20 protein-coding genes and 1 pseudogene are annotated in these 18,306 nt (G+C 66.3%); 6 read left to right on the top strand and 15 right to left on the bottom strand.

The genetic code is table 11. From position 1 onward, the window contains the following. Positions 1-25 precede the first annotated feature (25 nt). The 5 genes from AUL32_RS16175 to purC all read right to left on the bottom strand — a co-directional run bounded on the left by AUL32_RS16175 (position 26) and on the right by purC (position 2,741). Positions 26-424, bottom strand: coding sequence for a hypothetical protein (locus tag AUL32_RS16175; protein WP_062116985.1), 399 nt, complete (start codon positions 422-424; stop codon positions 26-28). 1 nt (position 425) lies between these two features. Beyond that, the gene (locus tag AUL32_RS26450; protein ID WP_374700963.1) at positions 426-767 is read right to left on the bottom strand and encodes a hypothetical protein; all 342 of its coding nucleotides are present in this window, start codon (positions 765-767) and stop codon (positions 426-428) included. 203 nt (positions 768-970) lie between these two features. Continuing rightward, positions 971-1,654 (bottom strand): phosphoribosylformylglycinamidine synthase subunit PurQ, encoded by a 684-nt coding sequence (purQ, locus tag AUL32_RS16165; protein WP_062116981.1) that lies wholly within the window; start codon positions 1,652-1,654, stop codon positions 971-973. 12 nt (positions 1,655-1,666) lie between these two features. Next, the gene (gene purS / locus AUL32_RS16160; RefSeq protein WP_061975917.1) at positions 1,667-1,909 is read right to left on the bottom strand and encodes a phosphoribosylformylglycinamidine synthase subunit PurS; all 243 of its coding nucleotides are present in this window, start codon (positions 1,907-1,909) and stop codon (positions 1,667-1,669) included. A 67-nt stretch (positions 1,910-1,976) separates the two neighbouring features. After that, positions 1,977-2,741 carry a phosphoribosylaminoimidazolesuccinocarboxamide synthase gene (purC, locus tag AUL32_RS16155; RefSeq protein WP_061975919.1) on the bottom strand — a complete coding sequence of 255 codons (765 nt, stop codon included), beginning with the start codon at positions 2,739-2,741 and terminating at the stop codon, positions 1,977-1,979. A gap of 208 nt (positions 2,742-2,949) precedes the next feature. On the opposite strand from purC, the gene AUL32_RS16150 reads away from it, so the two are divergent. Further along, positions 2,950-3,717, top strand: a complete 768-nt coding sequence (locus tag AUL32_RS16150; RefSeq protein ID WP_156421495.1) for an HpcH/HpaI aldolase family protein — start codon at positions 2,950-2,952, stop codon at positions 3,715-3,717. On the opposite strand, the gene AUL32_RS16145 is transcribed toward AUL32_RS16150, so the two are convergent. Further along, positions 3,714-4,271 carry an RBBP9/YdeN family alpha/beta hydrolase gene (locus AUL32_RS16145; RefSeq protein ID WP_062116975.1) on the bottom strand — a complete coding sequence of 186 codons (558 nt, stop codon included), beginning with the start codon at positions 4,269-4,271 and terminating at the stop codon, positions 3,714-3,716. The genes AUL32_RS16150 and AUL32_RS16145 overlap by 4 nt on opposite strands. 42 nt (positions 4,272-4,313) lie before the next feature. Continuing rightward, complete coding sequence (cls, locus tag AUL32_RS16140) at positions 4,314-5,759, bottom strand: cardiolipin synthase (RefSeq protein WP_062116972.1); 1,446 nt, start codon at positions 5,757-5,759, stop codon at positions 4,314-4,316. A gap of 272 nt (positions 5,760-6,031) precedes the next feature. Here cls and AUL32_RS16135 point away from each other — a divergent pair, with 272 nt between their 5' ends. Beyond that, positions 6,032-6,847 (top strand): endonuclease/exonuclease/phosphatase family protein, encoded by an 816-nt coding sequence (locus AUL32_RS16135; protein WP_062116969.1) that lies wholly within the window; start codon positions 6,032-6,034, stop codon positions 6,845-6,847. 3 nt (positions 6,848-6,850) lie between these two features. On the opposite strand, the gene purB is transcribed toward AUL32_RS16135, so the two are convergent. The 3 genes from purB to AUL32_RS16120 all read right to left on the bottom strand — a co-directional run bounded on the left by purB (position 6,851) and on the right by AUL32_RS16120 (position 10,300). Then, the gene (purB, locus tag AUL32_RS16130) at positions 6,851-8,158 is read right to left on the bottom strand and encodes an adenylosuccinate lyase (protein WP_062116966.1); all 1,308 of its coding nucleotides are present in this window, start codon (positions 8,156-8,158) and stop codon (positions 6,851-6,853) included. 100 nt (positions 8,159-8,258) lie between these two features. Beyond that, a complete protein-coding gene (locus tag AUL32_RS16125) occupies positions 8,259-9,263 on the bottom strand; it encodes a P1 family peptidase (protein WP_062116963.1) in 1,005 nt (334 codons plus the stop codon). Positions 9,264-9,268: 5 nt separating this feature from the next. Continuing rightward, a complete protein-coding gene (locus tag AUL32_RS16120) occupies positions 9,269-10,300 on the bottom strand; it encodes an ABC transporter substrate-binding protein (RefSeq protein WP_192847477.1) in 1,032 nt (343 codons plus the stop codon). 174 nt (positions 10,301-10,474) lie between these two features. Between AUL32_RS16120 and AUL32_RS16115 the strand changes: the two genes are divergently transcribed. After that, complete coding sequence (locus AUL32_RS16115) at positions 10,475-11,689, top strand: ABC transporter substrate-binding protein (RefSeq protein WP_062116957.1); 1,215 nt, start codon at positions 10,475-10,477, stop codon at positions 11,687-11,689. 64 nt (positions 11,690-11,753) lie between these two features. Here the strand turns inward: AUL32_RS16115 and AUL32_RS16110 are convergent, their stop codons facing one another. The 5 genes from AUL32_RS16110 to AUL32_RS16090 all read right to left on the bottom strand — a co-directional run bounded on the left by AUL32_RS16110 (position 11,754) and on the right by AUL32_RS16090 (position 15,998). Next, positions 11,754-12,092: a DUF3140 domain-containing protein gene (locus tag AUL32_RS16110; protein WP_062116954.1), complete on the bottom strand. Its 339-nt coding sequence runs from the start codon at positions 12,090-12,092 to the stop codon at positions 11,754-11,756. A gap of 86 nt (positions 12,093-12,178) precedes the next feature. Next, positions 12,179-13,471, bottom strand: coding sequence for a branched-chain amino acid ABC transporter permease (locus AUL32_RS16105; protein WP_062116951.1), 1,293 nt, complete (start codon positions 13,469-13,471; stop codon positions 12,179-12,181). Further along, positions 13,471-14,463 carry a branched-chain amino acid ABC transporter permease gene (locus tag AUL32_RS16100; protein ID WP_062116948.1) on the bottom strand — a complete coding sequence of 331 codons (993 nt, stop codon included), beginning with the start codon at positions 14,461-14,463 and terminating at the stop codon, positions 13,471-13,473. The genes AUL32_RS16105 and AUL32_RS16100 overlap by 1 nt, the downstream gene beginning before the upstream one ends. Before the next feature lie 30 nt (positions 14,464-14,493). Beyond that, positions 14,494-15,198: an ABC transporter ATP-binding protein gene (locus AUL32_RS16095; protein WP_062116944.1), complete on the bottom strand. Its 705-nt coding sequence runs from the start codon at positions 15,196-15,198 to the stop codon at positions 14,494-14,496. After that, positions 15,195-15,998 (bottom strand): ABC transporter ATP-binding protein, encoded by an 804-nt coding sequence (locus AUL32_RS16090; protein WP_062116940.1) that lies wholly within the window; start codon positions 15,996-15,998, stop codon positions 15,195-15,197. Before AUL32_RS16090 ends, AUL32_RS16095 begins: the two co-directional genes overlap by 4 nt. Positions 15,999-16,243: 245 nt before the next feature. On the opposite strand from AUL32_RS16090, the gene AUL32_RS16085 reads away from it, so the two are divergent. The 3 genes and pseudogenes from AUL32_RS16085 to AUL32_RS16075 all read left to right on the top strand — a co-directional run. Beyond that, a complete protein-coding gene (locus tag AUL32_RS16085) occupies positions 16,244-16,693 on the top strand; it encodes a flavin reductase (RefSeq protein WP_062117487.1) in 450 nt (149 codons plus the stop codon). A 44-nt stretch (positions 16,694-16,737) separates the two neighbouring features. After that, positions 16,738-17,649, top strand: a complete 912-nt coding sequence (locus AUL32_RS16080; protein WP_062116934.1) for an AAA family ATPase — start codon at positions 16,738-16,740, stop codon at positions 17,647-17,649. 3 nt (positions 17,650-17,652) lie between these two features. Next, positions 17,653-18,306 (top strand): annotated as a pseudogene (locus AUL32_RS16075) (VWA domain-containing protein); the annotation flags it as partial.

Below are 18,306 nucleotides of genomic sequence, written 5' to 3'. Positions count from 1 at the left end.
ATCACAAGCGGAAAGCGGACAGTTTTCACCGGGCGTCCACCCAGTCGGAACGGTTGCGACAAAGGCCGACATCAGCGGCGGCGCGAACGATCTGCACGTCGTCCTCCACCTGGCTGACAGCGCCTTCGATCCGGCGTTGAAGAATCAGCAGCGTGTGGTCCTGCCCGCCGTCACGCATCGGTGCGCGCAGGCAAAGAGCGAAGCCGCGCGCGGAGTCGGCGAAGACGAAACCTTGCGTGCGCTGGAAGGGGCGGCCACGATAAATGGCGCGTCCGGTATCCCTCGCATAGCGTGCTTCCGCGCCGTTTGGTGCGCCGAACTCGCTTGCTCGGGCGACTGTCACCGGGCCACCGGGCGACTGACATCCAGCCAGAACGGCGAGGGCGATTACGGTGGCGAAGCGGACGAGCGGCGAGAATGGCATGTCAGGCGGAACAATCACCCGAACCGGCCGACCAGCGAGCAAGATCGCTTTCGAGACGCGCGCGCAGAGGGGACTGAAGCAGCGGGCCGTAGGTGTCGACCTCCGCGGAGCCGCTTCGCCCTTCCACCACGAGGAGCGGGCGCTCTTCCGGCCGGTTTTTCGGAACCAAGAGAAAGCGCGGGCGACCGGAGAAGGAGGAGAGTTCGGGCGCCAGCGAATAGCCGGTAAAGGCGGGATCGCGCGACTTAAACCAGCAGCGATTGACCGTCAGTGCCAGACGCTCCATCCGATCTAGGCCGGTGTCGATCTTGCGCACAGAAGGCTGCTTCGCAGGAGGCACCACGGGCGGGGTCGCGCAGCTGGCGAGAAAGGTCAGGATCAGACCGATACTGGCAGCGGCCAGACCCGAGGCCGCGCCGAGCAGCCCCAGAACCACGGCTGTCGCGCCGAAACTCGCGCCGACAAGCGCAAAGACCGCCGGCGAGAGAACGAGCAGAACCGGCAGCAGCCCAAGGATCAGAAAGAAACGGACGAGGCGCTGGCGGCTCACGCAGCCAGACCGCGCGGAACGAGGCCGAGGGCACTTTCGAAAATGCCGCGACCATCCGTCCCGCCGTGCTCGGGCTCGATCAAGTTCTCGGGATGCGGCATGAGACCGAGGACATTGCCTTCGGCGCTGACGATGCCGGCAATGTCGTTGATCGCCCCGTTCGGGTTCGTGCCCTCAGCGTAGCGAAAGGCAACCTGACCCTCGCCTTCGATCCGCGCGAGCGTTTCCGAATCCGCGAAGTAATTGCCGTCGTGATGGGCGACGGGGCAGCGGATGAGCTGGCCCTTCCGATAGGCGCTGGTGAACCGCGTCGAGGCGTTCGCCACTTCCAGCTTCACCTCGCGGCAAACGAACTTGAGGCTCGTGTTGCGCATGAGCGCGCCGGGCAGGAGCCCGGTCTCGCACAGGATCTGAAAGCCGTTGCAGACGCCGAGCACCGTAACGCCCTTGCGCGCCTTTTCGGCCACGGCCTGCATGACGGGCGAGCGCGCGGCGATGGCACCGCAGCGCAGATAGTCGCCGAACGAGAAGCCGCCCGGCACGACGATCAGGTCGACATCGGGGATGTCCGTGTCCGTCTGCCAGATGGTGACGGGCGCGGTTCCCGAGATCTTGGTCAAGGCCGCGATCATGTCGCGGTCGCGGTTGAGGCCGGGGAGAAGGACGACGGCGGATTTCATGGCGGCCCGACCTCAGACGATCTGAATGGCGTAGTTCTCGATGACCGTGTTGGCGAGGAGCTGTTCGCACATCGCCTTCAGGTCGGCTTCGGCCTTGCCTGTATCGACGCCATCGATCTCGACGTCGAAGACCTTGCCCTGACGGACGGCGCCGACGCCGCCGAAGCCGAGCGTTCCGAGCGCTCCTTCGATCGCCTTGCCCTGCGGGTCCAGAACGCCGTTCTTGAGGGTGACGACGATGCGAGCCTTGATCACGGAATAAGCCTGCCTTGCGAATGAACCAGTCTGAGAGCCGGCGCCGGTTGCGACGCCGGCAGGGGCGTCACTTGACCAACACCGGCCCGGAAGGGCGGGGCGGCTCGTTTTCGTTCATGATGCCGAGCCGGCGGGCGACTTCCTGATAGGCCTCGACCAGACCGCCCATGTCACGCCGGAAGCGATCCTTGTCGAGCTTGTCCTGCGTCTGCACGTCCCAAAGGCGGCAGGAGTCGGGCGAGATCTCGTCGGCCACGACGATGCGCATCATGTCGCCTTCGAACAGGCGACCCGTCTCGATCTTGAAGTCGACGAGCTGGATGCCTACGCCGAGGAAAAGGCCGGACAGGAAGTCGTTGACGCGAATGGCGAGCGCCATGATGTCATCGATTTCCTGGGGGCTGGCCCAGCCGAAGGCCGTGATGTGCTCTTCCGAGACCATTGGGTCGTCGAGCTGGTCGGCCTTGTAGTAGAATTCGATGATCGAGCGCGGAAGAACCGTGCCTTCCTCGATGCCGAGGCGCTTTGCCAACGAGCCGGCCGCGACATTGCGCACAACGACCTCGAGCGGAATGATCTCGACTTCCTTGATCAGCTGCTCGCGCATGTTCAACCGACGAATGAAATGCGTCGGGATGCCGATCCGGTTCAGGTGCGTGAAGATATATTCGGAGATCCGGTTGTTCAGGACGCCCTTGCCGTCCACGACCTCGTGCTTCTTCTTATTGAAGGCGGTCGCGTCGTCCTTAAAGAACTGGACGAGGGTGCCGGGCTCGGGGCCTTCATAAAGGATCTTCCCCTTGCCTTCGTAGATACGGCGGCGACGTGTCATGGACATTGCTCGATCGTGAGTTAGGAAGCGAGTCGTTGGAAAACTCGCGAAGAACCGCATGCTTAAGCCGGCTCATTATCCCAAACGCGGGTTCTAAACAATCGCTTCCCCGAAATTCCGGCATCTGCGCCCCGTGCAAGAGGCTCGCGGCCTTGCTAAACGGCACCGAAGGGTCTGGTCTCACCGGACGCGATGGGAGGACGAGGTCGTGACGGTCGGAAAACTTCGAGAGATGTTGGGCAGCCCGGACGTGGCGCTTTCGGCCTGGGCGGGACTCGGGGACCCCGTGGTCCATGAAGCGCTTCTTGCCGCCTTCGACGTCATCACTTTCGACGTTCAGCACGGCTTGCAGAGCATCGAGGAGATTCGTGAAGGGTGCGCGCGGGCCGTGTTCCTCGACAAGCCGGCGCTCGTCCGGGTGCCGATCGGCGATCTCGCGCTGGCCGGCCGCGTGCTGGACTTCGGTGCGACGGGCGTGATCCTGCCTATGGTGGCCAATGCCGCAGAAGCCGAGCGCTTCGCCCGCGCGTTGCGCTACCCGCCGCGAGGCACGCGCTCCTTCGGCCCCGCTCGCGCGCTTTCGCTCTTCGGCATGAATTCGGCGGAAGCCTATATCGAGGAAGCGAACGAGGCCATCGTTTCGCTCGCGATGATCGAGACGGCCGGCGCCTTCCGCGAGATCGATGCGATTCTCGCCGTGCCGGAACTCGGCGGCGTGTTCGTCGGTCCGTCCGATCTCTCGCTGGCTCTCGGCGGAAAGCTCGATCCGAACGGATCGGCCAGCGACGAGGCCGCCCATCTGATCTGCCGGCAGGCCAAAAGCGCAGGCAAAATCGCCGCCGTCTATGCCGCGAATGCTGCCGACGCCCGGCGCTACCGCGACATGGGCTACGACCTCATCTGCGTCGCCTCCGACATCGGTCTTCTCAAGCAGGCCTCGCTCGCGATCTGCGCCGAAATCCGCCGCAAGGATTAGGCGGCGGGCAGGCGCGCCAGAAACTTGCCGAAGGTGAGGAGGCCTTCCGGCCAGGGGCCATGGCCGCTGTCGCCGTTTAGATGGCCCGATTCTCCAGCATCGATGAAAAGCGAGCCCCAGGCGCCGGCCGCATCCTCCGCCGCCTCGAAGCGGGAATAGGGATCGTTGCGGCTGGCGACCACCACCGACGGGAAGGGCAGCGGCTCGCGCGGATAGGGGCCGAAGGTCGTGAGGTGCTTCGGCCGGATCGTCATGTCCGCCACGTCCGGCGGGGCCACGAAGAAAGCCCCTGCGACCTGCTTGCGGAACAAGGGAACGGCCTGCACCACGGCGGCGACGCCGAGCGAATGGGCCACGATCACCGGCGGCCGCTCGGCGGCGTTCACCGCCTCAGCGACGGTGCGCACCCAGTCCTCGCGGACCGGCTTCGACCATTCCACCTGCTGGACACGGCGGGCCGTGGACAGCTTCTGCTCCCAGCGGGACTGCCAGTGGTTTTCGTCCGCCCCCTGGTAGCCGGGAACGATGAGGATATCGGCTTCTGAAACGCGCATGCGCGGCAGATGCGAGCGCGAGGCCGGCTTGTCAAGGAAGCGTCACAGAAGAGGCGAGATCAGGCGGGTGACATTTTCGGTCAGCTGCACGAAGAAGCCGCGCCGCGACCATTCCTCCAGCCGCAGCCGATGGCTCTTGAAGCGGTAGTCGTCCTCGATGGCGCGGAGATCGCGCACCACGTCCTCGCTATAGGCGATCAGCGTCACCTCGGAATTCAGCTCGAAGGACCGGCGGTCCATATTGGCTGAGCCGATAATGGCGATGTCGTCGTCGATCGACAGATGCTTGGCGTGAAGGAAGCGCTCGCGATAGAGCATGACCTCCACGCCGGCCTCCAGCAGCTCGTCGTAGTAGGACTGCTGGGCCCGGTCGATCAGCCAGCTATTGGTGGTGGAGGTGACGAACAGCGTGACCCGAACGCCTTTCGACACGGCCGTGCGCATGGCGAGCAGCAGCGGCTCGTTGGGAATGAAATAGGGTGTCGCCAGCACGACGCGCCGGCGCGCGCTGTAGATCAGGTCGGTGAAGAGAATGTCGACGCCGGCATCGGGGTAGTCCGGGCCGCTCGGCAGGACCTGCGCTGTCGCCGTGCGCTCCAGCGAATGGGGAAGGGGCTCGGGCATCAAGTCGGGCGAGGCGATGTCCTCCTCCGTCTCCAGATACCAGTCGCCGATGAAGATCGCCTGCAGTTCCAGAACCACGGGGCCTTCGACGCGCGCCATCAGCTCGCGATAGAAGGTCTTGGGCTCGTATTCGATGCGGTGCATGTTCTGAGAGCCGACCCATCCGACACGCCCGTCCACCACCAAGATCTTGCGATGGTTGCGAAGATCGAAGCGCGTCGCCTGGTTCCAGAAGCGCAGGGGTAGAATCAGCCGAAGCTCGACCCCGGTTCCCTCCAGCCGCTTGGCGATGGCGCGTCGATCGCGCGAGGAGCCGACGGCGTCGATCAGCAGGCGACACTTCACGCCGCGTCGCGCCGCCCGCTCCAGCGCGCTGAGGATGCGGTTTCCCGCCTGGTCGTTCTGCAGGATGTAGACCATGACATGGGCATGGTGCCGGGCCTGGTCGATATCGGTGGCAATCCGGTCCACGACGCGGTTGTAGTCGGCATCCAAGACGATGCGATTGTCCGGCAGGACGGGAAAGCGGCCGATCCGGTGGACGAGGCGGCCGGTCAGCTGATGGTGCGGCCGAAGCGCGCGCAGCCCGCCCATGGCGCGGAGCGAGATGTGCTCGATCGCCTTGCGGATGATGTCCGGCATGGCCTCCAGCCGATCTCGGCGCCATTTGGGATGCCGCGCGTTGCCGACCGCGAGATAGAGCAACAGCGCGGCCCAGGGCATGAAGAAGAACAGGAGCAGCCAGGCTTGGGCGGCGACGGGAGATCGGCGAAAGGGAATGTAGACGACGGCGCCAACCAGAATCGACCAGCTCATGACGGCGATCACAAGCGGCCAGATCGTCCCGTCCAGAAATTGGCTCATTCCGCCCCGATCCCGCCACGCGCTGGGTCCAAGACAGGGCACCCAAGGGGCCCCGCCTTGCCGGACGCTCTGCCCGAGGATATGGGCACTGGCAAGATCGGGTCCAGCGGCCGGCTTCCCCTTCTTGAGGGTTTGTGATCGCGTGCGCCCGGGCAGCGGCGACGAATGGGCCTAGCGCCCGTTCGGAAAGCCGCAGCTGCTGACGGGCAGAACCAATCGACGGTCGGTGTCTTCAAACGCCACGTCGAAGAGGGGAAGAAAGCGGAACGAGCATGCTGCGCATCGTCTACGCCAATCTCGGCTATTCCCGCGACATCGACGGTTCGCTCGGGCACCATGTCCGCCGCGTCCATCATCATGTCTTCACCACCAAGCGCGTGCAGCTGCGAAGCCTGCAGCATGTGCGCGATCGGTTGCGCAACCTTCAGCCCGATCTCAGCTGCTTCGTGGAAATCGACCGGGGCTCGCTCACCAATGGCTTTTTCGACCAGAGCCGGGCGCTGGTGGAAGCTCACCACACGACCGTGCAGATCGACAACAAATACAGCGCCGAGCGGCAGTTCCGCCGCCTGTCGGTGTCGCGCGGCAAGTCCAACGCCTTTCTCGCTTCGCGGCCGGTCACATATGTCGCGCGCTATCTCTCCGCGGGCAAGAAGCGGCTCGTCTACGATCTGGAAATGGCGGGCATTCGGGTTCTCGTCGCGCATTTGTCGCTGCGCTACCGCATTCGCTGCGTGCAACTGGCCGAACTGGCGCGCTGGGTCGAGGAGCGCGAAGGGCCGACCGTGGTGATGGGCGATTTCAACGTGTTCCGGGGCTCGGGCGAGCTGGCGCCGCTCCTAGCCGGCGGGCGCATGGTGCATGCCAATGCCGATTCCGGTCCGACCTTCCGCTTCGGTCCCTATCAGGCGACGCTCGACACCTGCCTCATCTCGCGTGACCTGACGGACCATTGCACGGTCCATATTCTCGACCAGCCCTTTTCCGATCATCAGATGATCCAGCTCGACATCAAGGGCTTCGAGCAGAGGGAAGCGCCGCCCCTGGCGACGCCTCTTCTCGTGTCGGCCGAGGCCGAACCGGCCTGAACGTCAGGCCGCGCCGAAGACCCTAGCGAAGATCGTGTCGACATGCTTGGTGTGGTAGCCGAGATCGAACTTCTCGCGGATCTGGTCTTCCGACAGAGCGGTCGTCACGTCCTTGTCCGACAGAAGCTCGGTCAGGAAGTCGGCACCCTGTTCCCACACCTTCATGGCGTTGCGCTGAACGAGGCGATAGGCGTCCTCGCGGCTGACGCCGGCCTGTGTCAGGGCCAGCAGCACGCGCTGCGAATGGACGAGACCCTTGAACTGATTGAGGTTCTTGTCCATCCGCTCGGGATAGACGAGCAGCTTGTCCACGACGCCGGTGAGGCGGGCGAGGGCGAAGTCGAGCGTCACCGTCGCGTCGGGGCCGATATAGCGCTCGACCGAGGAGTGCGAGATGTCCCGCTCGTGCCAGAGGGCGACATTCTCCATCGCAGGGATCGCGAAAGCGCGAACCATGCGGGCGAGGCCCGTCAGGTTTTCCGTTAGAACCGGATTGCGCTTGTGCGGCATGGCCGAGGAGCCCTTCTGGCCCGGCGAGAAATACTCCTCGACCTCCAGAACCTCGGTGCGCTGCAGATGGCGGATTTCGGTGGCCAGCCGCTCGATCGACGAGGCGACGACGCCGAGCGTCGCGAAATACATGGCGTGCCGGTCGCGCGGGATGACCTGCGTCGATACCGGCTCGGGCTGGAGACCGAGGGCGGCCGCCACATGCTCCTCGACGCGCGGGTCGATATTGGCGAAGGTGCCGACGGCGCCCGAGATAGCGCAGGTCGCGATTTCCTCGCGCGCGGCGACGAGGCGCTTGCGGCAGCGGTCGAACTCGGCATAGGCGAGAGCCAGTTTGACGCCGAAGGTCGTCGGCTCGGCATGGATGCCGTGCGAGCGGCCGATCGTCACCGTGTCCTTGTGCTCGAAGGCGCGGCGCTTGAGTGCGGCCAGCAATGCGTCGAGATCGGCCAGAAGCAGGTCCGACGCGCGCACGAGCTGCACGTTGAAGCAGGTGTCGAGCACGTCCGACGAGGTCATGCCCTGATGGATGAAGCGCGAATCCGGGCCGACGAACTCGGCGAGATGCGTCAGGAAGGCGATGACATCGTGCTTGGTCTCGCGCTCGATCTCGTCGATCCGGTCGACGTCGAAGGTTGCCGCGCCACCCTTCTCCCAGATCGTCTTGGCCGCTTCCTTCGGGATCACGCCAAGCTCGGCCAGCGCGTCGCAGGCATGGGCCTCGATCTCGAACCAGATGCGGAACTTGGTTTCCTGGGACCAGATGGAGACCATCTCGGGGCGAGCATAGCGCGGGATCATGGAGGCAAGCCTTCGCAGCGGGGAGGAACAGGATCGGGCCGGTCCTAACAGACGTGTCGCATCGCCTCAATCCATGCCGCGCCGGGGCGGACCGCCAAGGTCAGACGAGGTCGCGCCAGGCGGGCAGAGCGGCGAATGCAGGGGCGCTGGCAGCATGGAAGACGCCGCGCGCGATGGCACGGGCCATGACGGCGGCGGCTGCCGCCGAGAGTTCGAGTCGGTCGACGGCCGAGAGCACCTCGTCGCGCGCGCCGGTCGCGGCGGCGAAGACGAGGTCGCCGTCGAAATCGGTGTGCGCGGGGTAGAGCGCGCGTGCGAATCCATCATGGGCCGCGACGGCCAGCCGCTTCAACTCCGCCTTGCTGAGATGCAGGTCGGTCGCGATCACGGCGATCGTCGTGTTGGTGCCCGGGCGCGGGTCCATCTTGCTGCGAGGCCGGGCGCAGTCGGCCGGCATCGGGACGGGCAGGCCGAGGCCGCCGAACTCTCCGTCCACCTCGAAAGGCGCGGCCCAGAAATGCCGCGTCCCGCCGACGAGGGGGGAGCCAACCGCATTGATCGCGACAAGGGCGCCGAGCGTCGCGCCGTTCGACAAGACGGCGGAGGCCGAGCCGAGACCGCCTCGACAGACCGCCGTGGTTGCGCCCATGCCGGCGCCCGCGCTGCCCAGCGCAAAATCCGCGCCCGCGCTTCGGGCCGCCGCGAGGCCGAGTTCGCGGTAGGGCGAATGGAGGCCCCAATCCTTGTCGCCGCCATTGGCGAGATCGAATAGGATCGCGCCGGGCACGATTGCCACTCTTTGACCCGCCACCTCGAAGCCGCGCCCGATCGAGCGCAGATGGCTCTGCACCCCGGACGGCGCATCGAGACCAAAGGCCGAGCCGCCGGAGAGGACGAGCGCGTCGACGCCCTGCACGAGATTTTGCGGATGGAGCAGTTCGGTATCCCGGGTTCCCGGCGCGCCGCCGAGAATCTCGACGGCCGCGCTGGCCGGCGCGTCGAACAGAATCGCCGTCGTGCCGCTCAGCAGCTGCGCGTCAGCGGCATGGCCGACGCGAAGACCGACCACGTCGGTGACGAGATTTCGCGCGCCTGCATGCCACATGGCTCTCAGCCCTCTTCGTCCGCCTGAAACCGGTCGCCCTGCCAGCGATAGGAGCGGAAGGGCACGACATCGGCGGACCCTTGCGCGTCGAAGCGCACAAGACCGCCCGAGGTGACGAAGGTTTCGTTGCCGAGGACATCGGCCAGCGTTCGCGTCTCCGCTTTGGACCGACGCAGCGCTTCGATTGCGATCTCGGCGCCGACACGCGCGATCCGCGCATAGCCCTCGTCGGCGGGCGGCGTCTCGCTGGGCGGCCAGCCGACGTCGAAGCCGGAGGCGACAGCCACCACGCCGTCCGGCAGGGGCACGTCCCCCGGCTCGTCCAGAAGCGATTCGCCGCTGGCGATTTGCAGGTCGGGCGTCACCTCCAAGGCGTCGCGCGCCATGATCGCGACATCGCGTCGCGCTCCGAACACCAGCACATGGCGGACGCCGCTTTGAGCGATGCGGCGCGCAAGGCCGAACTGCTTTTCTTCGGCGGGTCGGAAATTGTCCGTCAGAAGCGGGCGAAGGCCCTGCGCCTCCAGAAGTTCCCGCACGCCTTCCGCCAGATCGCGGCCATAGGACGAGCCGTCCTCAATAAGGGCGAACGGCGCGCCCTGCCAGCGCTCGCGTACGAAAGCGGCCAGCGCCTGGGCTTCCGCGCTGGTGCCGGGCGCGATGCGCCAGACCTGCCAGCCCGCCCGCTCCCGCCGCTCCAGAACGCGGTCGCTGCGCGCGCCGATGTCGATGGTTGGAATATCGGCCGACGAAAGGATGGGAAGCGCGCCTTCCAGCGCAGCCACGCAAAGGAAGCCCACTGAGATTTCGGCTTTCGCGTCCACCATGCGCCGGGCCGCTGCTTCGCCCCCTTCGCGGTCGCAACCCGTGTCGAACGTCGCGATCTGAGGAGCGGCGGTGTCGATCGCCGCAACCGCGCTGCGAGCGCCATCCGCTGCCTGACGGCCGAGAAGGGCGCTGGGTCCGCTCATGGGCACGGCGAGGCCGATCCCATCCGCGCGCGCCGGCAAGGACAGCGCGGAGGAACCGAGAGACACGGCGAGAACGATTCGCAGGCAAGCCTTCATGAGAGGGAGCCTAACCCGATTTCCGGGTAGGATGCGAGGCGCAGCGGCTCGCCTTGACCGCCCCGGCGCGCCCCGCTTAACTCGCGCCCCAAGCGGCCATGCCAGAGCCGGCCCAGCCCATCCCCAATCGGAGAATTGACCCGCATGACAGGCCCTTCCAAGACCCTTCTTGCCGCGACCGTGGCCGCCCTGACCCTGTCGGCTTCGCCTGCCGCCTTCGCGCAGGATGCAGCGGTCAAGCTCGGCTTCATCGGCGGCATCACGGGGCCGATCGAGAGCCTCATGCCGCCGATCACCAATGCGGCCAAGCTCGCCATCTCGCAGGTGAATGCCGCCGGCGGAATCGGCAAGAACGGCGCCAAGGTCGAGATGGTGATCGGCGACGACGGGTGCATCGACGCTGCCCGCGCCTCCGACGCCGCCGATCGGCAGGTCAATTCCGAGAAGGTCGCTGCGATCGTCGGCGCCATGTGTTCGGGCGCGACGATCGCCGCGGCGAATGCCGCGTCCATTCCCGGCGGCGTGGTGATGGTCTCGCCCTCCTCGACCTCGCCCGCCGTGACCGCGCTGGACGACAAGGACCTCGTGTTCCGCACCGCGCCGTCCGACGCCTATCAGGGCGAGGTTCTGGCCCGCGTCGTGAAGAAGAACGGCATCGACGAGGTCGCCGTGACCTATGTCAACAACGACTACGGCACCGGCTTCGCCCAGTCCTTCAAGACCGCCTTTGAGGCGGCGGGCGGCAAGGTCGCCGTGTCGCAGCCGCATGAGGACGGCAAGGCCGACTACCGCGCCGAGATCGGCTCGCTCGCGTCCTCCGGCGCGCAGGCGCTGGTGGTCCTCGCCTATGTCGACGGCTCGGGCGGTCGCATCGTCAACCAGGCGCGAGAGACCGGCGACTTCTCGACCTTCATCGGCGGCGACGGCATGGTGGGCGCTGCGCTGACCAACACGGCCGGCGGCGACGAGAAGCTGATCCTGACCCGGCCCGGCGGCACGGCAGCAGCCGGGGCCGAGCTCTACGCCACGGCCGCGAAGGAAGCCGGCTTCGACCCTTCGGCGACCTATGCCGCGACGTCCTACGACGCGGCCTTCGTCCTGATGCTGGCGCTGGAGAAGACCGGCGGCAGCCGCGAAGGCTTGTCCGCTGCGCTGCGCGAGGTCGCGAGCGCGCCGGGTGAGGTGATCCTGCCGGGCGAGTGGCAGAAGGCCAAGGCGCTGATCGACGAGGGCAAGGACATCAACTACGAGGGCGCCTCGGGCTCGCTGGAGTTCGACGCCAAGGGCGACGTGCCCGGGTCCTATGACGAGGTCACGGTGCGAGACGGCAAGATCGTTCCGGTCGGCCCGGCGCAGTAAGCCACACGGGCTTCAAGGAATACGAGAAAGGCCCTGGCACTCGACCGCCGGGGCCTTTTTTCGTTCAGTCCTTCAGCGGATCGTGGCCCCAGTTCATCAGCGAGAAGCGCCAGTTCGTTTCGGTGATGTCGCCCTTCGGCTTCTGCTTGGAATGGCGCTTGATGTAGCCGACGACCTTCTGCATATGCGCCCACTGCCTGTCGGTGAGATCAGCCTTCTTCGTGTGCTTGATCTCGATGATCGTGCGGCCCGAATGGTGGCCGACGGACTCGGCTCCGTCGTCGCTCTTCTGGCCGACCGAGCGCGAGTCCTCCGTCTCCAGCCACTTCTCCAACTCGCTCGGCGTCATGTTCACCAGCGAGCGGAACTCTTCGTAGATTTCCTGATGATCGTTCTCGGCCATGTGGCTTTCTCCGTTCGGCACCTGTTGGTGCGGCCAACGGAGGGCAGCGCGCGGCGGTTCCGGGGCAGCCGCCGCCGAAACCGGCGCTAATGCCGCAGGCGCTCCGGCAAGACGCCGTCGGGCGCGAAGCGCAGGACGAGCGTGATGGTGAGCCCGATCACGAAGACGCGCATCTGCAGCGCGCGGGAGTCGAGATCGGCCGGGGCGACCCAGCCGAAGAGCGCCGAGCCCCAGTCGCGCGCCAACGAGAAGAGCGAGAGCGCCGCCGGCTCCGACATCGTCCACACGATATAGACCAGCACCGCGCCGAAGATGGCGCCACGATTGTTGCCGGCTCCGCCCAGGATCACCATGACCCAGATCAGGAACGTGTGGTTGAGGTCCACGAAGCCGGACGGGTCGAAGACCGAGGTGAAATGCACCAGCACGGCGCCGCCGAGCCCCATCAGCATGGCCCCGAGCACGAAGATTTCCATGCGACGCCCGTCGACATTCTTGCCCATGGAACTCGCCGCCGCCTCGTTGTCGCGGATGGCGCGCATCATTCGGCCCCAGGGCGCGCGATAGGCGCGCTCCAGAAGCAGCGTGACGACGACGAGGATGATGGCGGCGACTGAGAGATAAAGCCCGCGCGCCCAGAGAAAGCCGATCTCGCCCGGCGTCGGGACGGGCCAGGGCAGGGGCGAGACGGTGAGCGTTCCCCGCGTCAGCCAGTCGGCGTTCTTCAGGAAGGTCTTGATGATCTGCGCGATGCCCAGCGTCGCGATGGCGAGATAATCCGCGCGCAGACCCAGGCAGATCTTGCCGATGACGAAGGCGATGGCACCGGCCACGAGCCCGGCCGCGATCCAACCGACCGCGACGGGCAGGCCGAAGCCACCGATGAAGCCGGCCTCTGCCTCGATCGCCGTCGTGGCCGGATCGAACTTGGCGGAAACGAGCATGAACGCGACCGCCGCGACGATCAGGGTCGAGGCGGTGACAAGGCCTTTCGGCAGGCCGATGCGCCGACCCTGCGAAACGAGAGCGACGACCACGGCCGCGCCGAGGAGCCAGACGAGCGCCTCGCCCAACAGCGGCGCGCCGCTCCCGGCCCAGAAGGCGGGGTTGACCGGCACGGTCATCAGGACGGAGGCTGCCGCGCCGGCGACGATGAAGCCCATGATGCCGACATTGAACAGGCCGGCATAACCCCACTGGATGTTGAGCCCGACCGCGATGATCGCATAGGCCGAGGCTTCCACCAGCATGCGCGTGGCATAGGCCGAGCCCTGAAGGGCATAGACGAGCGCCACCAGCGCCAGCAGCGCGGCGACGAGGAGGAGTTCCCGGCGCAGCGGGCGGGCTGGGGCGGCAGGGGTGGCGGAGGCACCGGTCATCAGAACACCCGTCCCTTGAAGATGCCTGTCGGCCGGTAGATCAGAACCGCGACCAGAATGAAGAAGGGCACGACGAGGCGATATTCCGTCGGCACCATCGCAAGGCTCGCAGGGATTTCGAAGCCGGCGGGCAGCAGGTCGCGGAAGGGGCGCAGCAGCACCGAAAAGTTGAACACGGCGAGCGTCTCGGCAAAGCCGATGAGATAGCCGCCGGCGATCGCGCCATAGGGCTGCCCGATGCCGCCCAGAATGGCCGCCGCGAAGATCGGCAGGAGGATGTTGTAGGCAAGGTCCGGCTTCAACTGCACGTCCATGGCCAGCATCGTTCCAGCGATGGCCGCCAGCCCGCCGCCGATCGCCCAGGTCGCCTTGACCACCCGCTCGATCGGAATGCCGGTAACGCGGGCGAGATCGGGATTGTCGGACACGGCGCGCATCGCCTTGCCGAGGCGCGAGCGCGTGAGGAAGAGATGCAGCGCCACGACGGAGAGCACGGTGAGCGCGATCAGCGCCACCTGCGGCTCGGTCAGAACGATGGGCCGTCCGCCGGTCGGGATGCGGAAAATGGTCTTGGGCGCATCCAGATACATGTCGCGCGACCCGGTGCCGGCAAACAGGCGGATCAGGCCCTGCAGCATTAGCGTGACGCCGATCGAGGCCATGACCAGCACAACGGGCTTGGCGCCGCGCTTTCGCAGCGGCCGGTAGAAGGCGCGGTCGAGTCCGATCGCGAAAAGCGCTGTCAGAACCATGACAACCGGCAGCAGCGCCAGCACCAGCGGGATCGGCAGGGTGATGCCGAGCGACGAAAGCGTGGCGGCCAACGCCAGGGCGATGAAGGCGCTGGCCGTCATCATGTCGCCATGCGCGAAATGGGCAAAGCGCAGGATGCCGAAGATCAGCGTGACACCGACCGCGCCGAGCGCATAGACGGAGCCGATGATGAGCCCGCCGACCACGCCGCGATTGATGAAGAAGATGAGCTCGTCCAACGGAAGGTCTCGTGCGTTCGCGGGGTGGTGTCAGCCGCCGAGGAAGGATTTGGCGACGTCGGGATCGGCGAGCAGCGCCGCGCCTGTGTCGGTGAACCGGTTGCGCCCGCCGGCCAGCACGAAGCCCTTATGGGCGATGCCGAGCGCCTGCCGCGCGTTCTGCTCAACCATCGCGACGGTGACGCCGGTCGCGTTGATGGCGAGGATGCGGTCGAAGATCTCGCTCATAAACAGCGGGGAAAGGCCCGCCGTGGGCTCGTCCAGAAGGATGAGCTTGGGGTCGATCATCAGTGCGCGGCCGACCGCCACCATCTGGCGCTGGCCGCCGGACAGTTCGCCAGCCGGCTGCGAGCGCTTGGCTTTGAGCGGCGGGAAAATCTCGTAGACCCGGTCGAGCAGCGCCGAGACGTCGTCGCGCCGAACATAGGCCCCCATCTCCAGATTCTCGTGGACGCTCAGTGTTTTGAAGACATTGTGCTCCTGCGGCACGAAGGCCATGCGCAGGGCGCTCAAACTCTCGGTCGGCCGGTTGGTGATGTCCTGCCCGTCGAAGGTGATCGTGCCGGCGGAGACGCGCAGAAGCCCGAAGATCGCCTTCAGCGTCGTGGACTTGCCGGCCCCGTTCGGGCCGACGATGACGCCGATCTCGCCCTGGTTCAACGCAATGTCGACGCCGTTGAGGATGGTCGCCGCGCCATAGCCGGCGACGACGCCGCGCACCGAGAGGAGGCTCATGCTCGAGCTCCGGGAAGCGTGGTGGCGTGGCCGGTCGGCGAGCCGCCGAAATAGGCTTCGACCACGCGCTGGTCGGCTTGGATGTCCTTGAGCGAGCCCTTCATCATCACCGAACCCGCCGCCATGACGATGACGGGGTCGCAGAGGCGACCGATCAGATCCATGTCGTGCTCGATCACGAAAAACGTGTAGCCGCGCTCGCGGTTGAGGCGCTCGATATTAGCGGCGAGGTCGTTCAGCAGCGTTCGGTTGACACCGGCCGCGATCTCGTCGAGCAGCACGACCTTGGCGTCCACCATCATGGTGCGGCCTAGCTCCACGAGCTTCTTCTGGCCGCCCGACAGATTGCCAGCGAGCTCGTTCTTCACATGGGCGATCTGCAGAAAGTCCACGACCTCCTCGGCCCGCGCGCGCACCTTGATTTCGAACTCGCGCACGCGGCGCCCGCGAAACCAAGCGTCGAACACGTTCTCGCCGGGTTGGCCGTCCGGCACCATCATCAGGTTTTCCAGAACCGTGAGGCGAGAGAATTCGTGCGCGATCTGAAAGGTGCGCAAGAGGCCGCGCCCGAAGAGTTCGTGCGGCCTGAGTCCGCCGATCGGCTGGCCGTCGAGCAGGATCGTACCCGAACTCGGCTCCAGATTGCCGGCCACCATGTTGAACAAGGTGGACTTGCCCGCGCCATTGGGACCGATCAAACCCGTGATGCTGCCGGCTTCGACGCTCAGGCTGCAGTCGTTCACCGCCACGAACCCGCCGAAGCGGCGGCTGACATTCTTCACTTCGATGATCGGGGCCATGCGGGGTCGTTTCCGTTCGGCGGACGTAAGGTCGCGCGACAAGAAAAAGGCGGAGCGGCCCCCATAAGCCAAGCCCCGGATTTTTCAAACCCTTTAAACGACCCGTGCCAAAGCGGGAGGGGCATTCTATGTTAGTCGGGAAGCCTCACGCCGACCTCCGAGTCGGAGATTTGCGGAAAGAGTTCGTGTTGAAGTCTGGTGTCGCCTCTCATCCGCTCGTCGACCGTCCGACCTATCGGGAGGCGATGAGCCATTTCGCGGCCTCGGTCTGCCTCGTGACGACGGATGGGCCGGCGGGCCGGCGGGGCGTCACCGTGACCTCGGTCTGCTCGGTCTCGGACGAGCCGCCGACCCTTCTCGTGTGTCTCAACCAGAGCAGCGCATCCAACACGCGCTTCGACCACAACGGCGTTTTCGCGGTCAACATACTGGCCTCGCACAACGAGCCCGTGGCCCGCGCCTTTTCCGGCGAAGGCAAGTTGGAACTCGAAGAACGCTTTGCCGCAGGCCGCTGGGCGACGCTCGCAACCGGTGCGCCCATACTGGCGGATGCTCTGGTCAGCTTCGACTGCCGCGTCATCGACAGCCGCCCGGTGGCGACGCACCGTGTCATTCTGGGCGAAGTTCTGGCCATCGGTGAGCCGACGCTCGGCGAAAGCCTTCTCTATCGCGCGCGCCGATATCATTCTCTCTGAAGGGCGCCGCGTTCCAGCTTCCAAAATCGCAAGGACCTGAACCCGTGACCCAAGTGCCAGCCAGTATCGAGGAAACGGTCGCGCTGCTGGCCGGTGCGGATTACGTGGCCGATCGGTCGCTGGCGACGGTCCTGTTTCTCGCCCTGCGCATGGGCAGGCCGCTGTTTCTGGAGGGCGAGGCAGGGGTCGGCAAGACGGAACTTGCCAAGGTGCTGGCAAAGACGCTGGACCGGCCGCTGATCCGGCTCCAATGCTACGAGGGGCTCGACATTTCCTCGGCCGTCTACGAGTGGAACCACGCCGCCCAGATGATCGAGATCCGCCTGCGCGAGGCGACGGGAAGCGCCGAGGGCGACGCGCTGCGATCCGACATCTTTTCCGAGCGCTTCCTGATCCGTCGTCCGGTTCTGCAGGCGCTGGGTGGCGAGCCGGGCCGGGCCCCGGTGCTCCTGATCGACGAGCTCGACCGCACCGACGAGGCCTTCGAGGCTTTTCTTCTGGAAGTTCTGTCCGATCATCAGGTCACCATTCCCGAATTCGGCACGATCGGCGCCGCCGAGCCGCCCATCGTCGTCATCACCACCAATCGCACGCGCGAGATCCACGACGCGCTGAAGCGGCGCTGCCTGTATCACTGGCTGAATTATCCCAATGCCGAGCGCGAACTCGATATCGTCCGGCGCAAGGCACCGGGCGCCGGCGCGGACCTGTCCCGCGAGATCGTCGCCTATGTGCAGAAGCTGCGCGCGGCGGACCTGTTCAAGGCGCCGGGCGTCGCCGAGACGATCGACTGGGCGACGGCACTGACCGAGTTGGATGCTTTGGCGCTCGACCCGCAGCTCGTGTCCGACACGCTGGGCGTCCTCCTCAAATATCAGGACGATATCGCACGGATCGAGAAGGGCGAGGGGCGCGAGATGCTGAACGCGGTCAAGCGCGAACTGGCCGTGGGCTGAACCATGAACTGGCAAGCGGCGCCAGAGGGAGAGCGGCCGGGCGGGCAGATGCCGGCCAATGTCGTTCATTTCGCTGGCGCTCTGCGCCGCGCCGGCCTGCGCACCGGGCCGGCGGAAACGCTGGACGCGATCAGCGCCCTGCGGCTCGGCGGTGTCGGCTCCCGCGAGGATGTCTACTGGACGCTGCACGCCGTGTTCGTGCATCGGCGCGAGGACGGGCCGGTCTTTGCGGAGGTCTTTGCCGCCTTCTGGCGCTCGCGGCAGATGATCGAGAAAATGATCGCGCTGTTCTCGGGCGGCGCCCCGGCTCGGCCAGCCGAGCGCAAAGCCGGCGCCCGGCGGGCGGGCGAGGCCCTGTCGGACGGACTGCCGCCGCGCCCGGCGCGGCAGGACAAGCCGATCCTCGATGTCGACGCGCGCTTCACCGTCTCGGCGGATGATCTTCTACGCTCCAAGGACTTCGCGCAGATGACCGCGAGCGAACTGGAAGCGGCGCGCCGCGCGGTTCGAAACCTTGTGCTGACCGGCGACGAGCGGCGCACGAGGCGATTGCGCCCGCATGCGCACGGCGAGCGGGTCGACCTTCGGGAAACGCTGCGCGCCAGCGCTCGGACCGGCGGTGATCTTCTCCTCCCGCATTGGCGCACCGCGCAGCGG

The organism is Aureimonas sp. AU40 (assembly GCF_001463785.1).
Taxonomy (GTDB): Bacteria; Pseudomonadota; Alphaproteobacteria; order Rhizobiales; family Rhizobiaceae; genus Aureimonas.
Note: the sequence above shows the minus strand (reverse complement) of the source record. Positions and strands in the feature narration are given on the sequence as shown.

Excerpts from the sequence above, each read along its gene's own strand:
- AUL32_RS16105 (WP_062116951.1), bottom strand. The coding sequence starts at position 13,471 with ATGACCGGTGCCTCCGCCACCCCTGCCGCCCCAGCCCGCCCGCTGCGC.
- purB (WP_062116966.1), bottom strand. The coding sequence starts at position 8,158 with ATGATCCCGCGCTATGCTCGCCCCGAGATGGTCTCCATCTGGTCCCAG.
- AUL32_RS16115 (WP_062116957.1), top strand. The coding sequence starts at position 10,475 with ATGACAGGCCCTTCCAAGACCCTTCTTGCCGCGACCGTGGCCGCCCTG.
- AUL32_RS16145 (WP_062116975.1), bottom strand. The coding sequence starts at position 4,271 with ATGCGCGTTTCAGAAGCCGATATCCTCATCGTTCCCGGCTACCAGGGG.
- AUL32_RS16085 (WP_062117487.1), top strand. The coding sequence starts at position 16,244 with ATGAGCCATTTCGCGGCCTCGGTCTGCCTCGTGACGACGGATGGGCCG.
- AUL32_RS16095 (WP_062116944.1), bottom strand. The coding sequence starts at position 15,198 with ATGAGCCTCCTCTCGGTGCGCGGCGTCGTCGCCGGCTATGGCGCGGCG.
- AUL32_RS16125 (WP_062116963.1), bottom strand. The coding sequence starts at position 9,263 with ATGTGGCATGCAGGCGCGCGAAATCTCGTCACCGACGTGGTCGGTCTT.
- AUL32_RS16135 (WP_062116969.1), top strand. The coding sequence starts at position 6,032 with ATGCTGCGCATCGTCTACGCCAATCTCGGCTATTCCCGCGACATCGAC.
- purC (WP_061975919.1), bottom strand. The coding sequence starts at position 2,741 with ATGACACGTCGCCGCCGTATCTACGAAGGCAAGGGGAAGATCCTTTAT.
- AUL32_RS16110 (WP_062116954.1), bottom strand. The coding sequence starts at position 12,092 with ATGGCCGAGAACGATCATCAGGAAATCTACGAAGAGTTCCGCTCGCTG.
- cls (WP_062116972.1), bottom strand. The coding sequence starts at position 5,759 with ATGAGCCAATTTCTGGACGGGACGATCTGGCCGCTTGTGATCGCCGTC.
- AUL32_RS16175 (WP_062116985.1), bottom strand. The coding sequence starts at position 424 with ATGCCATTCTCGCCGCTCGTCCGCTTCGCCACCGTAATCGCCCTCGCC.
- AUL32_RS16090 (WP_062116940.1), bottom strand. The coding sequence starts at position 15,998 with ATGGCCCCGATCATCGAAGTGAAGAATGTCAGCCGCCGCTTCGGCGGG.
- purQ (WP_062116981.1), bottom strand. The coding sequence starts at position 1,654 with ATGAAATCCGCCGTCGTCCTTCTCCCCGGCCTCAACCGCGACCGCGAC.